The sequence below is a fragment of the Nioella sp. genome, assembly GCF_965215655.1.
Lineage (GTDB): Bacteria > Pseudomonadota > Alphaproteobacteria > Rhodobacterales > Rhodobacteraceae > Nioella.
The window spans coordinates 1,552,116-1,566,986 of sequence record NZ_OZ244111.1; the positions used below are offsets into that span (position 1 = coordinate 1,552,116).

Annotated in this window: 15 protein-coding genes; 7 read left to right on the forward strand and 8 right to left on the reverse strand. The window is 63.2% G+C overall.

Going from position 1 to position 14,871, the window contains the following annotated elements:
- Nucleotides 1–57 precede the first annotated feature (57 nt).
- Nucleotides 58–2,361, forward strand: a complete 2,304-nt coding sequence (locus ACOOEX_RS08030) for an ATP-binding protein (RefSeq protein ID WP_420397914.1) — start codon at nt 58–60, stop codon at nt 2,359–2,361.
- Here the strand turns inward: ACOOEX_RS08030 and ACOOEX_RS08035 are convergent.
- Nucleotides 2,358–2,960 carry a gamma-glutamyl kinase gene (locus ACOOEX_RS08035; protein WP_420397915.1) on the reverse strand — a complete coding sequence of 201 codons (603 nt, stop codon included), beginning with the start codon at nt 2,958–2,960 and terminating at the stop codon, nt 2,358–2,360. The two genes, ACOOEX_RS08030 and ACOOEX_RS08035, sit on opposite strands and share 4 nt — an antisense overlap.
- Before the next feature lie 183 nt (nt 2,961–3,143).
- Between ACOOEX_RS08035 and recA the strand changes: the two genes are divergently transcribed.
- The 4 genes from recA to ACOOEX_RS08055 all read left to right on the forward strand — a co-directional run bounded on the left by recA (nt 3,144) and on the right by ACOOEX_RS08055 (nt 8,317).
- Nucleotides 3,144–4,211 (forward strand): recombinase RecA, encoded by a 1,068-nt coding sequence (gene recA / locus ACOOEX_RS08040; RefSeq protein WP_071690429.1) that lies wholly within the window; start codon nt 3,144–3,146, stop codon nt 4,209–4,211.
- Nucleotides 4,212–4,369: 158 nt separating this feature from the next.
- Complete coding sequence (gene alaS, locus ACOOEX_RS08045; RefSeq protein WP_420397916.1) at nt 4,370–7,048, forward strand: alanine--tRNA ligase; 2,679 nt, start codon at nt 4,370–4,372, stop codon at nt 7,046–7,048.
- Between the two features lie 3 nt (nt 7,049–7,051).
- Nucleotides 7,052–7,342, forward strand: a complete 291-nt coding sequence (locus ACOOEX_RS08050) for a DUF1330 domain-containing protein (protein WP_420397917.1) — start codon at nt 7,052–7,054, stop codon at nt 7,340–7,342.
- Nucleotides 7,343–7,543: 201 nt separating this feature from the next.
- The gene (locus ACOOEX_RS08055) at nt 7,544–8,317 is read left to right on the forward strand and encodes a class II glutamine amidotransferase (RefSeq protein WP_420397918.1); all 774 of its coding nucleotides are present in this window, start codon (nt 7,544–7,546) and stop codon (nt 8,315–8,317) included.
- Here the strand turns inward: ACOOEX_RS08055 and ACOOEX_RS08060 are convergent.
- The 7 genes from ACOOEX_RS08060 to ACOOEX_RS08090 form a co-directional block, all read right to left on the reverse strand.
- Nucleotides 8,299–9,090, reverse strand: coding sequence for a hypothetical protein (locus ACOOEX_RS08060; RefSeq protein ID WP_420397919.1), 792 nt, complete (start codon nt 9,088–9,090; stop codon nt 8,299–8,301). The two genes, ACOOEX_RS08055 and ACOOEX_RS08060, sit on opposite strands and share 19 nt — an antisense overlap.
- A gap of 31 nt (nt 9,091–9,121) precedes the next feature.
- The gene (locus ACOOEX_RS08065; RefSeq protein WP_420397920.1) at nt 9,122–9,400 is read right to left on the reverse strand and encodes a hypothetical protein; all 279 of its coding nucleotides are present in this window, start codon (nt 9,398–9,400) and stop codon (nt 9,122–9,124) included.
- Nucleotides 9,397–10,611: an NADP-dependent isocitrate dehydrogenase gene (locus ACOOEX_RS08070; protein WP_420397921.1), complete on the reverse strand. Its 1,215-nt coding sequence runs from the start codon at nt 10,609–10,611 to the stop codon at nt 9,397–9,399. Before ACOOEX_RS08070 ends, ACOOEX_RS08065 begins: the two co-directional genes overlap by 4 nt.
- A 72-nt stretch (nt 10,612–10,683) precedes the next feature.
- On the reverse strand, nt 10,684–11,376 hold the full coding sequence (locus ACOOEX_RS08075) for a hypothetical protein (RefSeq protein WP_420397922.1): 693 nt from the start codon (nt 11,374–11,376) through the stop codon (nt 10,684–10,686).
- 74 nt (nt 11,377–11,450) lie between these two features.
- Nucleotides 11,451–12,029, reverse strand: coding sequence for an HD domain-containing protein (locus tag ACOOEX_RS08080; protein ID WP_420397923.1), 579 nt, complete (start codon nt 12,027–12,029; stop codon nt 11,451–11,453).
- Entirely contained in the window at nt 12,026–12,271 is a 246-nt protein-coding gene (locus ACOOEX_RS08085; RefSeq protein WP_071690436.1) for a hypothetical protein, read from the reverse strand. The genes ACOOEX_RS08080 and ACOOEX_RS08085 overlap by 4 nt, the downstream gene beginning before the upstream one ends.
- Nucleotides 12,271–12,924, reverse strand: a complete 654-nt coding sequence (locus ACOOEX_RS08090; protein WP_071690437.1) for an alpha/beta hydrolase — start codon at nt 12,922–12,924, stop codon at nt 12,271–12,273. Before ACOOEX_RS08090 ends, ACOOEX_RS08085 begins: the two co-directional genes overlap by 1 nt.
- 198 nt (nt 12,925–13,122) lie before the next feature.
- Here ACOOEX_RS08090 and ACOOEX_RS08095 point away from each other — a divergent pair, with 198 nt between their 5' ends.
- Together ACOOEX_RS08095 and ACOOEX_RS08100 are read left to right on the forward strand one after the other, a co-directional pair.
- Nucleotides 13,123–13,584 carry an Rrf2 family transcriptional regulator gene (locus ACOOEX_RS08095; RefSeq protein WP_420397924.1) on the forward strand — a complete coding sequence of 154 codons (462 nt, stop codon included), beginning with the start codon at nt 13,123–13,125 and terminating at the stop codon, nt 13,582–13,584.
- Between the two features lie 175 nt (nt 13,585–13,759).
- A complete protein-coding gene (locus ACOOEX_RS08100) occupies nt 13,760–14,809 on the forward strand; it encodes a cysteine desulfurase family protein (RefSeq protein ID WP_420397925.1) in 1,050 nt (349 codons plus the stop codon).
- The last annotated feature ends 62 nt before the right edge of the window (nt 14,810–14,871 follow it).

Sequence of the window (14,871 nt, forward strand, 5' to 3'; positions counted from 1 at the left end):
TCCGAAATTAACACATTTCTGTCCTGATGGTCCCGGAATGGAAGCTGGAGGATCAGGGTGGCGGAGCAGTCGGTCGTGTCGCGCAGGCGAAACCTGTTGCCAAGGGGCGGTGCCACCTGGGCATTGATCCTGCTGGCCCTGGCCTGTTTGCCTGTGGCCTATCTTGCGGAGTCTGTCCTGGCGCGCGTTGCAGGGCTTGCCGCGGCGGCGTCGATCACGGCGACGGCATTCCTGCTGACGCTCGGACAATTCCGCCGTGCGCGCGCCGATGAAACGGCCATGCGCAATGCCATCTCGGTGGCCGCAGAAGATCCCGTTGCGGTGTTCTGTACCGATTCCCACGGCGCCATCCTGTTTCAGAATCCCGCCGCCTGCGACCGGTTCGGCCCGCGCGACGGACAGCCCATGTCGCGCGCCCTTGCCGGGCTGGTGCCCAATGCCTCGGCTGTGGCCTTCCGGCAGGAAACCGCCCTGATGCGCGATCGGTCCTGCCGCGAAACCGTTGTGACGCGGCGCGGTGCGGTGCAGGTGACGGCGTTTCGCGTGGGCACCGGAACGCTCTGGCGTCTGGAGGAAATCGTGGACCACCATCATCGCCATCCCGGCGGTACCAGCCTGCCGATGATGGTGGTCAGTCGCAGCGACACGATCCTGTCGATGAACGAAGCGATGCGCGAGACGCTTGGCGACCGGAAAAAGGCGCTTTCGGATGTGTTCGAAGCCCTGCCGGTCAAGACCGGCCAAAGGGTACGTCTGCGCGGGGCGGAGGATTGGATCGAGGTTCTGGTGATAGAGCTTCAGGCCGGGGACGGGCGCCGGGAAATCTATGTGCTGCCGGTCGATCTGCTGCCGCTGGAAGACAGCGTCGCCGCGCGGGCCTTCGGTGCGCTTCCCGTGGCGCTGGTCCACATTGCCGGGGACGGGCGCATTCTGGCTGCCAACCCCCGCGCTCAGTCGTTGATGGCCTGCCACCCCGATGGCACGACGAATCTCGCCGATGTGGTCGAAGGTCTGGGGAGGCCGATTCATGACTGGCTGAGCGATGTGCTGGAGGAGCGCATCCCCTCGCGGCCCGAAATGGTGCGGGCGAAGATGCGAGAGGATGATTGCTTCGTGCAGATCACCCTTGGCCGCATTGCCGGAGAGGGCGAGGCCACGCTTCTGGGTGTTCTGCACGATGCGACGGCGCTCAAATCGATGGAACAGCAATTCGTGCAAAGCCAGAAGATGCAGGCCGTGGGCGAACTCGCAGGCGGTGTCGCTCATGATTTCAATAACTTGCTGACTGCAATAACGGGCCATTGCGATCTGCTGATGCTGCGCCACGACCAAGGTGATCCCGACTATGCGGATCTTGTCCAGATCAACCAGAACGCCAACCGTGCCGCCAGTCTCGTTGGCCAGTTGCTGGCTTTCTCGCGCAAGCAGACCATGCGGCCAGAGGTGCTGGACCTGCGGGAAACCATGCCCGATCTGACCCATTTGCTGAACCGGCTGGTGGGCGAGAAGATCAAGCTGGACCTGACCCACGATCCGAATCTCCTGCCGATCCGCGCGGATCGCCGACAGCTTGATCAGGTCATCATGAACCTCGTCGTGAATGCGCGCGACGCCATGCCGGAGGGCGGCACGATCCGCGTCGAAACACGCGTCACCACCCTGCAAGACGCGCTGCGCCGCGACCGGGCAGAGGTGGCACCCGGTCAATATGTGACGATCCATGTGCGCGATGAAGGCACGGGGATACCGCCCGATCAGATCGCGCGCATTTTTGAGCCCTTTTTCACCACCAAGCGCGCGGGAGAGGGGACCGGGCTGGGGCTTTCGATGGTGTATGGGATCGTCAAGCAGTCGGGTGGCTATGTGTTTGTCGACAGCATAGTGGGAGAAGGCTCCGAATTCGTGATCTATTTCCCCGTACATGATCGAAACGAGCCTGTCGCCCCGGATGGCGAAGCCACCCGAGAACTCCCGTCCCGGCTCGTGGATCTGCCCCGTGATGCGGTGGTGCTGCTGGTCGAGGACGAGGCCTCGGTCCGGGCCTTCGCCTCGCGGGCGCTGCGGATGCGCGGGTTCACCGTGATTGAGGCTGAAAACGCAGAGGAAGCTTTGGAGACACTCGCGGATAGCAGCCTCGACGTGGATGTCTTCGTCACCGATGTGATCATGCCGGGCATGGACGGCCCGACATGGGTGCGCGAGGCGCTGAAGGATCGTCCCGATGTCAAGGTCGTCTTCGTGTCAGGCTACGCCGAGGACGCGGTGGAACAGACCGAGGCGAAGGTCCCCAATTCGGTCTTTCTGGCCAAACCTTTTACCTTGTCGGACCTGACCTCCACAGTGCAGCGGCAACTGCATTAGCCCTGCCCAGAAAGACTGTCCCACAAGGCAAATTCAGCCGCGGCTTCTCGCATCAGGCGGTTCCGCATCGCGTCCGAGAGCTCAACAGGCCTCTTGGGGGACATGTTGGCCCGCGACATGTCCAGCGACGTGTCCAGCCGGTCTTCCATGAAACGGACCAGATTCGCGATGCAATCGTATCGGAAGAGCCGGTCGACGGAGAGTTTGCCCTGACCGTCGGAGAGAAAATTGGCCTGCGATCCGACCTCGGCATAGGCAGGTTTGTCGTCGCGCAACCAGGCCTCGACGAATGCGTCGAAGCTGAGCCCGGCGGTGGAGTTCGGCTTGCCGTCCAGTTGCGGGCGGGACCGGTACCTGTACCAGCTTCCAAGCCAGTCAACCGGCTCTCGCATCACGGCCACCAGCTCCATCGGGCGCTTGCCACGCTGTTCGAAAAAGCCCGACAGGCGGTTCCGGTATCCCTGCGCCGAGACATGTTTCTGGCCCGGCGGATCGAGAATCGCCGCGCTGGCGTGGGGCAACAAGGCCTGTTCTAGCGCCGTTGTGCCCGTCTTGGGGACCGCCAGAAGAACGATTCTCTGCTTCCAGAACACCAGCATCCGTTTGAAACTCCACTTATTTCGTCACTTTAAACCCTTTCTTAATCCTTCACGGAAAAACTGGGTACGACAAGTTTTTACTTGAAATGTTCGCGTTTTGATCTCAGAACGGGTTGAGAACAAGAGGCGAACATGAGCATCATTGCCGCGGAGCAAGCGGTATGGAATAAGGAGCCGAACAACATGGCAATGGCAAACCTTCTCGACATGACCGATCGTAAATCCGCAGACAAGCAGAAGGCGCTCGACAGTGCGCTGGCCCAGATCGAACGTCAGTTCGGCAAGGGCTCCATCATGAAACTCGGCGCCGACAATCCGGTGGCGGAGATCGAGGCGACCTCGACCGGGTCGCTCGGGCTCGACATCGCACTCGGCATTGGCGGCTTGCCCAAGGGTCGCATCATCGAGATCTACGGGCCTGAAAGCTCCGGCAAGACAACGCTGACGCTGCATTGTATCGCGGAAGAGCAGAAGAAGGGCGGCGTGTGCGCCTTTGTCGATGCGGAACATGCGCTTGACCCGCTATACGCGAAAAAGCTGGGTGTCGATCTGGACGAGTTGCTGATCTCGCAGCCCGACACCGGCGAACAGGCACTGGAGATCGTGGATACGCTGGTGCGCTCCGGTGCGGTGACCATGGTCGTGGTCGATTCAGTCGCCGCTCTGACCCCGAAATCCGAACTGGAAGGCGACATGGGCGACAGCTCGGTCGGCGTCCACGCCCGCCTGATGAGCCAGGCGATGCGCAAGCTGACCGGCTCGATCAGCCGGACGCGATGCACGGTGGTGTTCATCAACCAGATCCGCATGAAAATCGGCGTCATGTTCGGCAGCCCGGAAACCACAACCGGCGGCAATGCGCTGAAATTCTACAGCTCCGTCCGCCTGGACATTCGCCGGATTGGGTCCATCAAGGACCGCGACGAGGTGGTAGGAAATGCCACCCGCGTCAAGGTTGTGAAGAACAAGGTCGCTCCGCCCTTCAAGCAGGTGGAGTTTGACATCATGTATGGCGAAGGCATCTCCAAGACCGGCGAATTGCTGGATCTGGGCGTCAAGGCCGGCGTGGTGGAAAAATCCGGCAGCTGGTATTCCTACGGCGATGAACGGATCGGGCAGGGCAGAGAGAACGCAAAGACATTCCTGAAGGAAAACGCGTCGGTCGCAATGTCCATCGAAGACAAGATCCGCGCCGCCCACGGGCTGGATTTCCACATGGCCGAGGGTGACGAGGACATGGTCGAGGAGTGATCTCCCGGCGGAAGTATGACAGGGGCGGCCCGGCAGGAGCCGCCCTTTTTCATGGGCACCCCGCTCCGAGACCGTTTTGCCCTGTGGACAGCGTCGCGGGTGGGGTTTACATGCCGTAAGACCTGCAAAACCGCCTGCCGAGAAGGGGCCCTGCCACGATGGCCAGCCTGAACGACATCCGCTCCACCTTCCTGAACTACTTCGCCCGCAACGGCCATGAAATCGTCGACAGCTCTCCGCTGGTGCCGCGCAACGATCCGACGCTCATGTTCACCAATTCGGGCATGGTCCAGTTCAAGAACCTCTTCACCGGGGTCGAACATCGCGACTACAACCGCGCGACGACATCGCAGAAATGCGTGCGGGCCGGCGGCAAACATAACGACCTCGACAATGTGGGCTATACCGCGCGCCATCACACGTTCTTCGAAATGCTGGGAAATTTCAGCTTTGGGGATTATTTCAAGGATGAGGCGATCCATTTCGCCTGGGAACTGATCACACGCGATTTCGGCATCCCGAAAGACAAGCTGTATACCACAGTTTATCATACCGATGACGAGGCGTTCGAGATCTGGAAGAAGGTGGGCGTGCCCGAGGATCGGATCATCCGTATCGCGACCTCCGACAATTTCTGGCAGATGGGCCCGACCGGCCCCTGCGGCCCCTGCACCGAGATTTTCTACGATCATGGCGACCATATCTGGGGCGGCCCTCCGGGCAGCCCGGAGGAAGACGGCGACCGGTTCATCGAGATCTGGAACATCGTGTTCATGCAGAACGAGCAGTTCGAGGACGGCTCGATGCGCGCGCTCGACATGCAGTCGATCGACACCGGCATGGGGCTGGAACGGATCGGCGCGCTGTTGCAGGGCAGCCATGACAACTACGACACGGACCTGTTCAAGGCGCTGATCGAGGCCTCGGCTCATGCCACCAGCGTCGATCCCTACGGCGATAAGAACGTCCATCATCGGGTGATCGCGGACCATCTGCGCTCGACCTCCTTCCTGATTGCCGATGGTGTGATGCCCTCGAACGAGGGCCGCGGCTATGTGCTGCGCCGGATCATGCGGCGCGCCATGCGTCATGCGCACCTGTTGGGAGCGGCCGATCCGCTGATGCATCGGCTGGTGCCGTCGCTGGTCAGCCAGATGGGCCAGCACTACCCGGAACTGACGCGCGCGCAGGCCCTGATCGAGGAAACCCTGAAGCTGGAGGAAACCCGGTTCCGCCAGACGCTGGATCGCGGCCTGAAGCTGCTGGACGAGGAAATGACCGATCTGCCCGACGGGGCGGAGCTGCCGGGCCGGACCGCGTTCAAGCTCTATGACACCTATGGTTTTCCGCTCGACCTGACACAGGATGCGCTGCGCGAGAAGGGCCGGGCGGTGGACACGGCAGGCTTCGATGTGGCAATGGAAGAGCAGAAAGCCAAGGCCCGTGCCGCGTGGTCGGGCTCTGGCGAGGCGGCTGACAATGCCGTCTGGTTCGACATCGCCGACGGCAAGGGTGCGACGGATTTCCTGGGCTATGACACGGAAAAGGCCGAAGGCCAGGTCATCGCGCTGATCGTCGATGGTGCCCGCGTCGAGGGGATTGCGCAGGATGGCGAAGGCTGGGTCGTTGTGAACCAGACCCCGTTCTACGGTGAATCCGGCGGCCAGGTGGGCGATACCGGCGTGATCCGGCGGCTGGAAGACCGCGATGAGGTGGCGCTGGTCGAGGACACGCGCAAATTCGCGGATGGCAAGATCACGGCCCACAAGGTCACGATGGAGCGCGGTGAGATGAAGCTGGGCGACCCGGTGGAACTAGAGGTTGACCACAGCCGTCGCAGCACGATCCGGGCCAATCACTCTGCCACGCACCTGCTGCACGAAGCGTTGCGCCGGGCGCTTGGCGATCATGTGGCACAGCGCGGGTCGCTGAATGCGCCCGACCGGCTGCGCTTCGATTTCAGCCATTCCAAGGGGCTGACGCTGGAGGAACTCAAGCAGGTCGAGGAGGAGGTGAACGCCTTCATCCGCCAGAATACCCCCGTCGAGACCCGGATCATGACGCCCGATGATGCACGCGGCCTCGGGGCTCAAGCGCTGTTTGGCGAGAAATACGGCGATGAGGTACGCGTGGTGTCCATGGGCAAGCTGGCCGGGTCTGGCAAGGGCATGGATGGCGAGACCTATTCGCTGGAACTCTGCGGTGGCACCCATGTGCGCCAGACCGGTGATATCGGTGTGTTCGTGGCGCTCGGCGACAGTGCCTCCAGCGCCGGGGTGCGCCGGATCGAGGCGCTGACCGGGGCAGCGGCCTTCGACTACCTGTCGGCGCAGGATCACCGGCTGGCCGCGGTCGCGGGCCTGTTGAAGGCGCAGCCGGGCGATGTGGCCGAGCGGGTTCAGGCCCTGATGGCCGAACGCCGGTCGCTGGAAAACGAGGTGGCGCAGCTGCGCAAGCAATTGGCGATGGCTGGCGGCGGCGGCGGCGCGGCCCCGGCGGATCGCGATGTGAACGGCATCACCTTCCTGGCGCAGGTGCTGGAAGGGGTGACCGGCAAGGACTTGCCGGGCCTGATTGACGAGCACAAGGCGCGTATGGGCGACGGCTCTGCGGTGCTCCTGATGGCCGATGCGGGCGGCAAGGTGGCCGTGGCAGCGGGGGTCAGCGATGACCTGACAGGCCGGGTGTCTGCCGTCGATCTGCTGAAGGCGGCGGTCGTCGAACTGGGCGGCAAGGGCGGCGGCGGCCGGCCCGACATGGCCCAGGGTGGCGGCAAGGATATCGGCGGGGCCGAGGCGGCCATCGCGGCGGCGGAAACAGTTTTGAAGGGAGTTTGAGCCATGCCATCTGCACTCTGGATTGCCCATGTGACGGTGACCGACGAAGCGGCCTATTCGAAATACGCGGCAATCGCGACGGAGGCGATTGCCGAACATGGCGGTGTCTTTCTGGCCCGTGGCGGGCGCTACGTCCAGAAGGAAGGCCGGGACCATCCCCGCAATGTGGTGGCCCGGTTTCCGTCTCTCGACGCGGCCAACGCGTGCTATGAATCGGCGCGCTACCAGGAGGCGCTAAGCCATGCGCGCGGCGCGTCCGAGCGTGATCTGGTGATCGTCGAGGAATACGAATAGGGCGGTTCGCCACCCTCGTGGCATCGAGCGGGGGCGGCCCTCGTCAAGCCCCTGCGGCGCTTTCCTCGGGCCGCATTGCCACAGACGGAATGCGCGAGCCCTTGGCATTTCGGGCGTGGTGATCGCGTCCGGGCTGCAAAACGCTTCCCTGCGCCGGGGCCTCGGCGCAAAAAACATATCTCATCCACCGGAGAGCGCCGCATGTGCCGTTGGGCCGCCTATATCGGGGAACCGATCTTTCTGGACGAGGTGGTCAGCCGTCCCGGCCATTCCCTGATCCACCAAAGTCAGAACGCCACAGAGGCAAAGACCGTCACCAATGGCGACGGGTTCGGGTTGGCCTGGTATGACCGAAGGCCGGAACCGGGGCTCTACCGCGATGTCTATCCGGCCTGGTCGGACCCGAACCTGAGGTCGCTTGCGGAACAGGTGCGCTCCGGCCTGTTCCTGGCCCATGTGCGCGCCTCGACCGGGTCGGCGATCAGCCGCAACAACTGTCATCCCTTCGTGGTCGGGCGTTGGAGCTTCATGCATAACGGGCAGGTCGGCGGGTTTGAACATTTCCGTAAACATGCCGACATGATGGTGCCCGACGATCTTTATGCCTATCGCAAAGGGGCGACGGATAGCGAGGTGCTGTTCCTTCTGGCACTAGCGGAAGGTCTGGACGGCGATCCGGCGGGGGCGCTGGCACGGGCGGCGGGCAAGCTGGCGGGATTATCCCGGTCGCTCGGCGCAGCGCCACATTTGCGCCTGTCGGCTGCGTTCAGCGATGGCACCGCGCTCTGGGCCGCACGCGGATCCTGCGACAGCATTTCGCCCACGGTTTACTACCGCTGGTCGGACACGCGCATGGGATGGGCGGTTGTTTCTGAACCGCTGGAGATGGGAGAGGCCGACTGGACACCGCTGGCCCCCGGCAAGATCGCCCGGTTCGAAGGCGACCGGATGGAGCTTTACGACCTGCCGCTCTGATCCCCGTCCCGTTCCTCGGGCGCAGGCATCTCGGGCCTTGCCTGCCGGAAATAGCCCGCGATCAGCGACAGCCGCATCGACAGACTGTCTTTCTGCTCGTGCAACTGGCGCACAGTCATCCGGCGGCGGCGCACCACTGCGCGGGCGACGCGGAAATCCCACCGGCGTTTCTGTTCCAGATAGCTTTCCGGCAGGCGGCGGCGGACCCATGTCCACGCCCATCCCAGTTGCAGAAAGGCGATCAGCTTGAAGAGCCACTTGGCCAGCGTCGTCCACAGCATCCGCCAGAGCGCGCCGACGCCCGCCGCGATCATGAAGGGCAGCTTGACCGAGAAGAGCACGACCCAAAGCCCGATGGAACTGACCGAGAGCGCCAGCGTGGCGAAGATCACGATGAGCGCGGCGACGAGTTGTTCATACCATGCCAGCCCGCGATACCAGTCCATCATCCGGCTGTAACGCTCGGCCGCTGCTGCCTTGAACCGTTTGAACAGCGCATCCAGCCGGTTGCGCAGGGCCGAGCCCATGATCATCGGCAGGACCGTGGTCATGACCCATTTCTTGATCAGCTCGATGCGGAAGAAGAGCGCGGCTTGCGTTTTCAGCCAGATCAGCACCGCGGGTAGCTCGATTGACACGATCTTCTGGCCGATCACCTTGAGCTGCAGGAAGATCAGACCAAGTGCGATCAGCACCTCGTCGCCGAGCCAAAGGGTCAGCAGGACCGACAGGGCCACAACGAGGATAAGCAGAAACAGGGCGCGCCAGAACATGGAGGCAATGTAGCGATTGGTAACGCGGTGGCTATGCCTGATCCGTGCCGGGCCCGGCCTTGCGCCGGGCGAGCAGGCGGAACAGCCCGAAGCTGACCGCCGGCAGGATCAGAAGCAGCGCGATGACGGTAAGGATCAGGGTTGCCCGCTCATTATCCCAGCAATCAGCCACGTTGTAACCGGGGTTGGCGGCGCGGCCCCCTTCGCAATCCGCCAGCCATTCAAGCCGAAGCCGGACAACCGCGTAGGCGGGGAACAGCGCCAGAATGGCAGGCAGCCATAGGAGGAGCGATTTCAGAACGCGGATCACCCCGCCAATGCCTTGTTCAGGTTATCGTCGATCTTTTCGAGGAAGCTCATCGTCGTGTGCCAGCCCTGATCGGGGCCGACCAGCAGGGCGAGGTCCTTGGTCATGTGCCCCGCTTCCACGGTGTCGATGATGACCCGTTCAAGCGTCTCTGCGAAGGTCCGAAGGGGCTGGTTGTCATCCAGCTTGGCCCGGTGTTTCAGCGCCCCGGTCCAGGCGAAGATCGACGCGATGGAGTTGGTGGAGGTCTGCTGACCAGCCTGATGCTGACGGTAGTGGCGGGTGACGGTGCCGTGCGCCGCCTCGGCCTCCATGATCTTGCCGTCGGGCGTCAGGAGCTGAGAGCTCATCATCCCGAGGCTGCCGAAACCCTGCGCCACGGTGTCGGACTGCACGTCGCCATCGTAGTTCTTGCAGGCCCAGACAAACCCGCCATTCCACTTCAGCGCGCAGGCCACCATGTCGTCGATCAGCCGGTGCTGGTATTCGATGCCCGCCTCTTTGAACTGGTCTGCGAACTCCGCTTCGAACACCTCCTGGAAAATGTCCTTGAAGCGACCGTCATAGGCCTTGAGGATCGTATTCTTGGTGGACAGGTAAACCGGCCATTTCAGGTCGAGGCCATAGTTGAACGAGGCGCGGGCGAAGTCCCGGATAGACTCGTCGAGATTGTACATCGCCATGGTGACCCCGGCTGAAGGTGCGTCGAAGACCTCGCGTTCGATCACCTCACCATCCTCGCCCTCGAATTTCAGCGTGATCTTGCCCTTGCCCGGAAAACGGAAATCGGTGGCGCGGTACTGGTCGCCATAGGCGTGGCGGCCCACGACAATGGGTTGGGTCCAGCCGGGCACAAGACGCGGGACATTGCGGCAGATGATCGGTTTGCGGAAGACCACGCCGCCCAGGATGTTGCGGATCGTTCCGTTGGGGCTGCGATACATGCGCTTGAGGCCGAACTCCTCCACCCGCTGTTCATCGGGTGTGATCGTCGCGCATTTGACGGCGCAGCCGACCTCCAGCGTCTTTTCGGCGGCATCCACGGTCACCTGATCGTCGGTCGCGTCGCGGTGTTCGATCCCGAGATCGTAGTAGAGCAGGTCGATATCCAGATAGGGCAGGATCAGTTTCTGCTTGATGAAATCCCACATGATGCGGGTCATTTCATCGCCGTCCATCTCGACGATGGGATTGTCGACTTTGATCTTGGTCATCGGGAACCTCGGAACTGGGGGTGTGTTGCGGGAGGGATAGCAACTCTGCAAAGTGTATGCAATCGTATACCGTTATCCTGGCCTGAGTTCGCGTTGTATCGCGGCGCCAAGCTCCGCCAGGGCGAGAACCTGTTCGGGGCGGGACAGGGCGGTGCGCAGCGAGATCTCCAACCCCTTGGGCGATCGGCGGATGACGGGCAGCGCACCGCGCGGCAGGCTGTCCTCGGTCCCGTCCATGATCGGGTGCGAGGCGATCGGGGTTAGGGCCTCCCGCGCCTCGGGCGTGGCCATCATCAGGCAGCGGGCACCGGGGACGTCCACGGATTCGAGCCGCGCGGCCTCGGACCCGAGATCGCCGAACATGCTGGACATCAGGAAACCGCCCATGCCACCGCCGAGCTTGCCAAGCATGGTTTCGGCCTTCCTGGCCTCCGCGGGTGTGAGGGCAGGCCCAAGAATGGCCAGCCCCTCCGCGATTCCGGCGTCCGGGGCGTGCCATGTCGTGCTTCGTTTGGTGCGACCGCTGCCATCGGTGGCCGAATTGAGCTTGATTTCCATCCGCCACCCGGCCTCGGGGTCGGAAATCGTGGTCGCGCGGGCGCGTCCGCCGGAGCCTTCCTGCCGGTCATAGCGCCAGCCCCTGTTCGTCACAACGTCGCGCAGCGCGGCTTGCCGCCGGGAGGACTGCATGAGCGCGTAGCCGATCAACCCCGTCCCGGCGAGCGATGCGAGAATGAGGATGACAATGGTAAGTGTCTGGGACATGCGGGCTCTCAAATACTTTGCAGCAACTATGCGCAAAGCCTAACGAACGCCGGCCCGCCTGTCACCGCACGGCATCAGCGCCGACCGAAAAATTCCGTGATCTTCGGGCTCAGCCAGTCCCACAGCCCCGGTGCGCCCTTGGTGATCTTGTGACCCACGCGGGTGCGGATCTGATCTTCGGTCACATTGTACTCAGGCCAACTGCCGCCCTCGGAATGCAGGTTCAGAACCGGTGGCTGAAACCGGTCGAGCGCTTTGGCAAAGACGGCATCGGGGCTTTCGGCGGCTTCGAACTCGTCCCAAAGCGCGCGGAACTCTGTCGCCAGATCATCCGGGAGAAGTCCGAAGATGCGATCTGCAGCCGCCTGTTCGGCGAGGGCAAGCGCCTCAGAGTCGTAGGTGCCGTGAACGGGGGCGTCACCTGCGTCGATTTCCACGAGGTCATGCAGGATCAACATGCGGATCACCCGGTCGATGCGCACGCCGTCCGGGGCCTGATCGGCCAGCGTGAGCGCAAAGAGCGTCAGGTGCCAGCTATGCTCGGCACTGTTTTCGCGGCGGATACGCCCGGTGATCCAGCTGGCCCGGTCGATCCGTTTCAGCCGGTCGGCCTCGATCAGGAACGCGAGCTGTCGGTCGAGCCGGTCGCTCATTCCGCCGCTTTCGCCGCCTTGGCCTTGGCGATGCGTGCGTCCAGCCAGATACGCCCGCGCTTTTCGGCGCGGCGGATGCGGACAGATGTCATGAAGGCCTCTTGCAGAGTCATCGAGGCGGCCCCGATCGTGGTCGACAGCTGTTCGATCAGCCGGTCGTCATCATAGTCTTCTTCGGCCTGAAGCGCGTCCATCGCCAGCTTGTCGGCCAACTCAGTGATGAAATCGCCGCCACCGGACATCAGCGGGTAGACTCTGTCAGACGGCGCTTCACATAGGTCTGCACCGAGTCGATCATCGGGTCCATGTAGGGATCTTCGAAGAAGTGACCCGCACCTTCCATCTCCTCGTGGGTGATGGTGATGCCCTTCTGTTCATGCAGCTTGTCGACCAGAATGCGGGTGTCCTGTGGCTTGGCCACCCGGTCAGCCGATCCGTTGATGATCAGACCAGAGGAGGGGCAGGGCGCCAGGAAGCTGAAGTCATACATATTGGCGGGCGGGCTGACCGAGATGAAGCCGGTGATCTCTGGCCGACGCATCAGAAGCTGCATCCCGATCCACGCGCCAAAGCTGAAGCCTGCGACCCAGCAATGTTTGGAGTTCTGGTTCATCGACTGCAGGTAGTCGAGCGCCGAGGCGGCGTCGGAGAGCTCGCCGATGCCCTGATCATATTCGCCCTGGCTGCGGCCCACGCCGCGGAAGTTGAACCGCAGCACGGTGAAGCCGATCTTGTGGAACGCGTAATGCAGGTTATAGACCACGCGGTTGTTCATCGTGCCGCCGAATTGCGGATGCGGGTGCAGGATGATCGCGATCGGGGCGTCCTTGGCTTTCTGGGGGTGGTAGCGGCCTTCCAGTCGGCCCTCCGGTCCAGGGAAAATCACCTCGGGCATCGCGGCTCCTTCAACTTTTGCTCTTGCTGGCGCGTCTGGCGCGGCGGGGTTGTCATTGACGCCCTTGCGCGACGCTACCTAGAATGTCGGATCAGCCCCCGTCCGGCTTGAACAGGGGGGTGGATCGCAGTTAAGCCTCCTTGCGGGAAAGGTCAATGTTCATAGGCCTCTGAACGCCGCGCCAGAAGGGATAAACCGATGAAACTGAGCACCAAGGGACGCTATGCGATGGTTGCGCTGGCCGATCTTGCCCTTCAGGGAACCGAAGGGCTGACCTCGCTGGCGGAAATCTCGAGGCGTCAGGATATCTCGCTGCCCTATCTCGAACAGCTCTTCGTCAAGCTGCGCCGGGCCGGGCTGGTGGAGTCGGTGCGGGGGCCGGGCGGGGGCTATCGCCTGGCACGGCCCGCCGCTGAGATCCGGGTGTCCGATGTGCTGGGGGCCGTGGATGAAACGGTGAGCGCGCTGCATACCGGGGCGGGGGCCTCGGGCGGGATGTCGGGCAGCCGCGCGCAGAGCATGACCAACCGGCTTTGGGAGGGGCTGAGCGCGCATGTCTATGTCTTCCTGCACCAGACGCGACTTTCTGACGTGGTGCAGAACGACCTGACCCCGTGCCCGGCGGTGCCGAACCTGTTTCATGTGGTGGATGAGGATTGAGCCATTTCGCTGTGGCGCAGTTGGCTTGTTCTGGACGCCTCCGGCGGAAGTATTTTGGCCAAGAAGAAAGGTGCAGGGCGCCGCGTTAAGGTTAATGGGGATGCGTTAGCGGCCTGGTAACTGGACCTTTCCGGCGGGCCGGGGCAGAAGGGCGCGAACCGAGCAGGAGGGTGACATGGCACCGCGCAGCTATCTCGACTGGAACGCGACGGCCCCGCTGCGCCCCGAGGCGCGGAAGGCGATGTATGCGGCCATGGATGTGGTGGGCAACCCGTCCTCGGTCCATGCGGAGGGGCGCGCAGCCACGGCGCTGATCGAAAAGGCGCGGGCGCAGGTGGCCGAGGCGTTCGGGGCACAGGCCAGCGATATCGTCTTTACCTCGGGCGCGACCGAGGCGGCGGCGCTGGCGTTGGCGGGGCGTGGGCTGCATGGGTCGGGCGTGGAACATGACGCGGTGCGGGCCTGGGTCACCGAAGAATTGCCGGTGGATGGGGCGGGGCGGGTCATGGTGACCGACCCCGCGCACTCAACGCTGCAAATCGCCAATTCCGAAACCGGCATTGTGCAGGATCTGCCCGAAGGGCTGGCGGTCTGCGATTTTACTCAAGGGTTCGGCAAACTGCCTGTGGCGTTCGATTGGTCCGGCGTCGATATGGGGCTGATCTCGGCCCACAAGCTGGGTGGCCCCAAGGGAATCGGGGCGCTGGTTTTGCGGCGCGGGCTGGACGTGGAGGCCCGGATAAAGGGCGGCGGGCAGGAAATGGGCCGTCGGTCGGGAACCGAGAACCTGATCGGGATCGCAGGATTTGGGGGTGCAGTACTGGCAGCTGCACAAGATCTTGCGAATGGGGTCTGGGACCGGGTCGCTCAACTTAGAAATATTCTAGAAAACTCTCTGGACCTCGACGGAAATGTAACTATTTTGGTCGGGAAAGGCGCACCACGCCTGCCCAACACCACTTGCCTGGTTACGCCGGGCTGGAAGGGCGAGACGCAGGTGATGCAGATGGACCTTGCGGGTTTTGCCATTTCGGCCGGATCCGCCTGCTCCAGCGGCAAGGTGACGTCAAGCGCGGTTCTGCGCGCCATGGGGTTTGACGAGCGGGATGCCGGATGCGCGATCCGCATCTCGATCGGACCCACGACGACGGAAGACGAGGTCTTGCGCTTCAGCGAGGCCTGGCGGGCGGCACGGGCCAGACACCTGTCGCGCGTCAGCAGGTGAACAGGCGCGTCCCAATGGGGCGCGAGGACATGCGGGCCCTGCGGGGCCAACACAGGGGAACG

Coding starts and splice junctions, on each gene's coding strand:
- recA (WP_071690429.1), top strand. CDS start 3,144: ATGGCAATGGCAAACCTTCTCGACATGACCGATCGTAAATCCGCAGAC.
- ACOOEX_RS08090 (WP_071690437.1), bottom strand. CDS start 12,924: ATGCCCGAGGTGATTTTCCCTGGACCGGAGGGCCGACTGGAAGGCCGC.
- ACOOEX_RS08095 (WP_420397924.1), top strand. CDS start 13,123: ATGAAACTGAGCACCAAGGGACGCTATGCGATGGTTGCGCTGGCCGAT.
- ACOOEX_RS08050 (WP_420397917.1), top strand. CDS start 7,052: ATGCCATCTGCACTCTGGATTGCCCATGTGACGGTGACCGACGAAGCG.
- ACOOEX_RS08075 (WP_420397922.1), bottom strand. CDS start 11,376: ATGTCCCAGACACTTACCATTGTCATCCTCATTCTCGCATCGCTCGCC.
- ACOOEX_RS08055 (WP_420397918.1), top strand. CDS start 7,544: ATGTGCCGTTGGGCCGCCTATATCGGGGAACCGATCTTTCTGGACGAG.
- ACOOEX_RS08035 (WP_420397915.1), bottom strand. CDS start 2,960: ATGCTGGTGTTCTGGAAGCAGAGAATCGTTCTTCTGGCGGTCCCCAAG.
- ACOOEX_RS08085 (WP_071690436.1), bottom strand. CDS start 12,271: ATGTCCGGTGGCGGCGATTTCATCACTGAGTTGGCCGACAAGCTGGCG.
- ACOOEX_RS08080 (WP_420397923.1), bottom strand. CDS start 12,029: ATGAGCGACCGGCTCGACCGACAGCTCGCGTTCCTGATCGAGGCCGAC.
- ACOOEX_RS08100 (WP_420397925.1), top strand. CDS start 13,760: ATGGCACCGCGCAGCTATCTCGACTGGAACGCGACGGCCCCGCTGCGC.
- ACOOEX_RS08070 (WP_420397921.1), bottom strand. CDS start 10,611: ATGACCAAGATCAAAGTCGACAATCCCATCGTCGAGATGGACGGCGAT.
- alaS (WP_420397916.1), top strand. CDS start 4,370: ATGGCCAGCCTGAACGACATCCGCTCCACCTTCCTGAACTACTTCGCC.
- ACOOEX_RS08060 (WP_420397919.1), bottom strand. CDS start 9,090: ATGTTCTGGCGCGCCCTGTTTCTGCTTATCCTCGTTGTGGCCCTGTCG.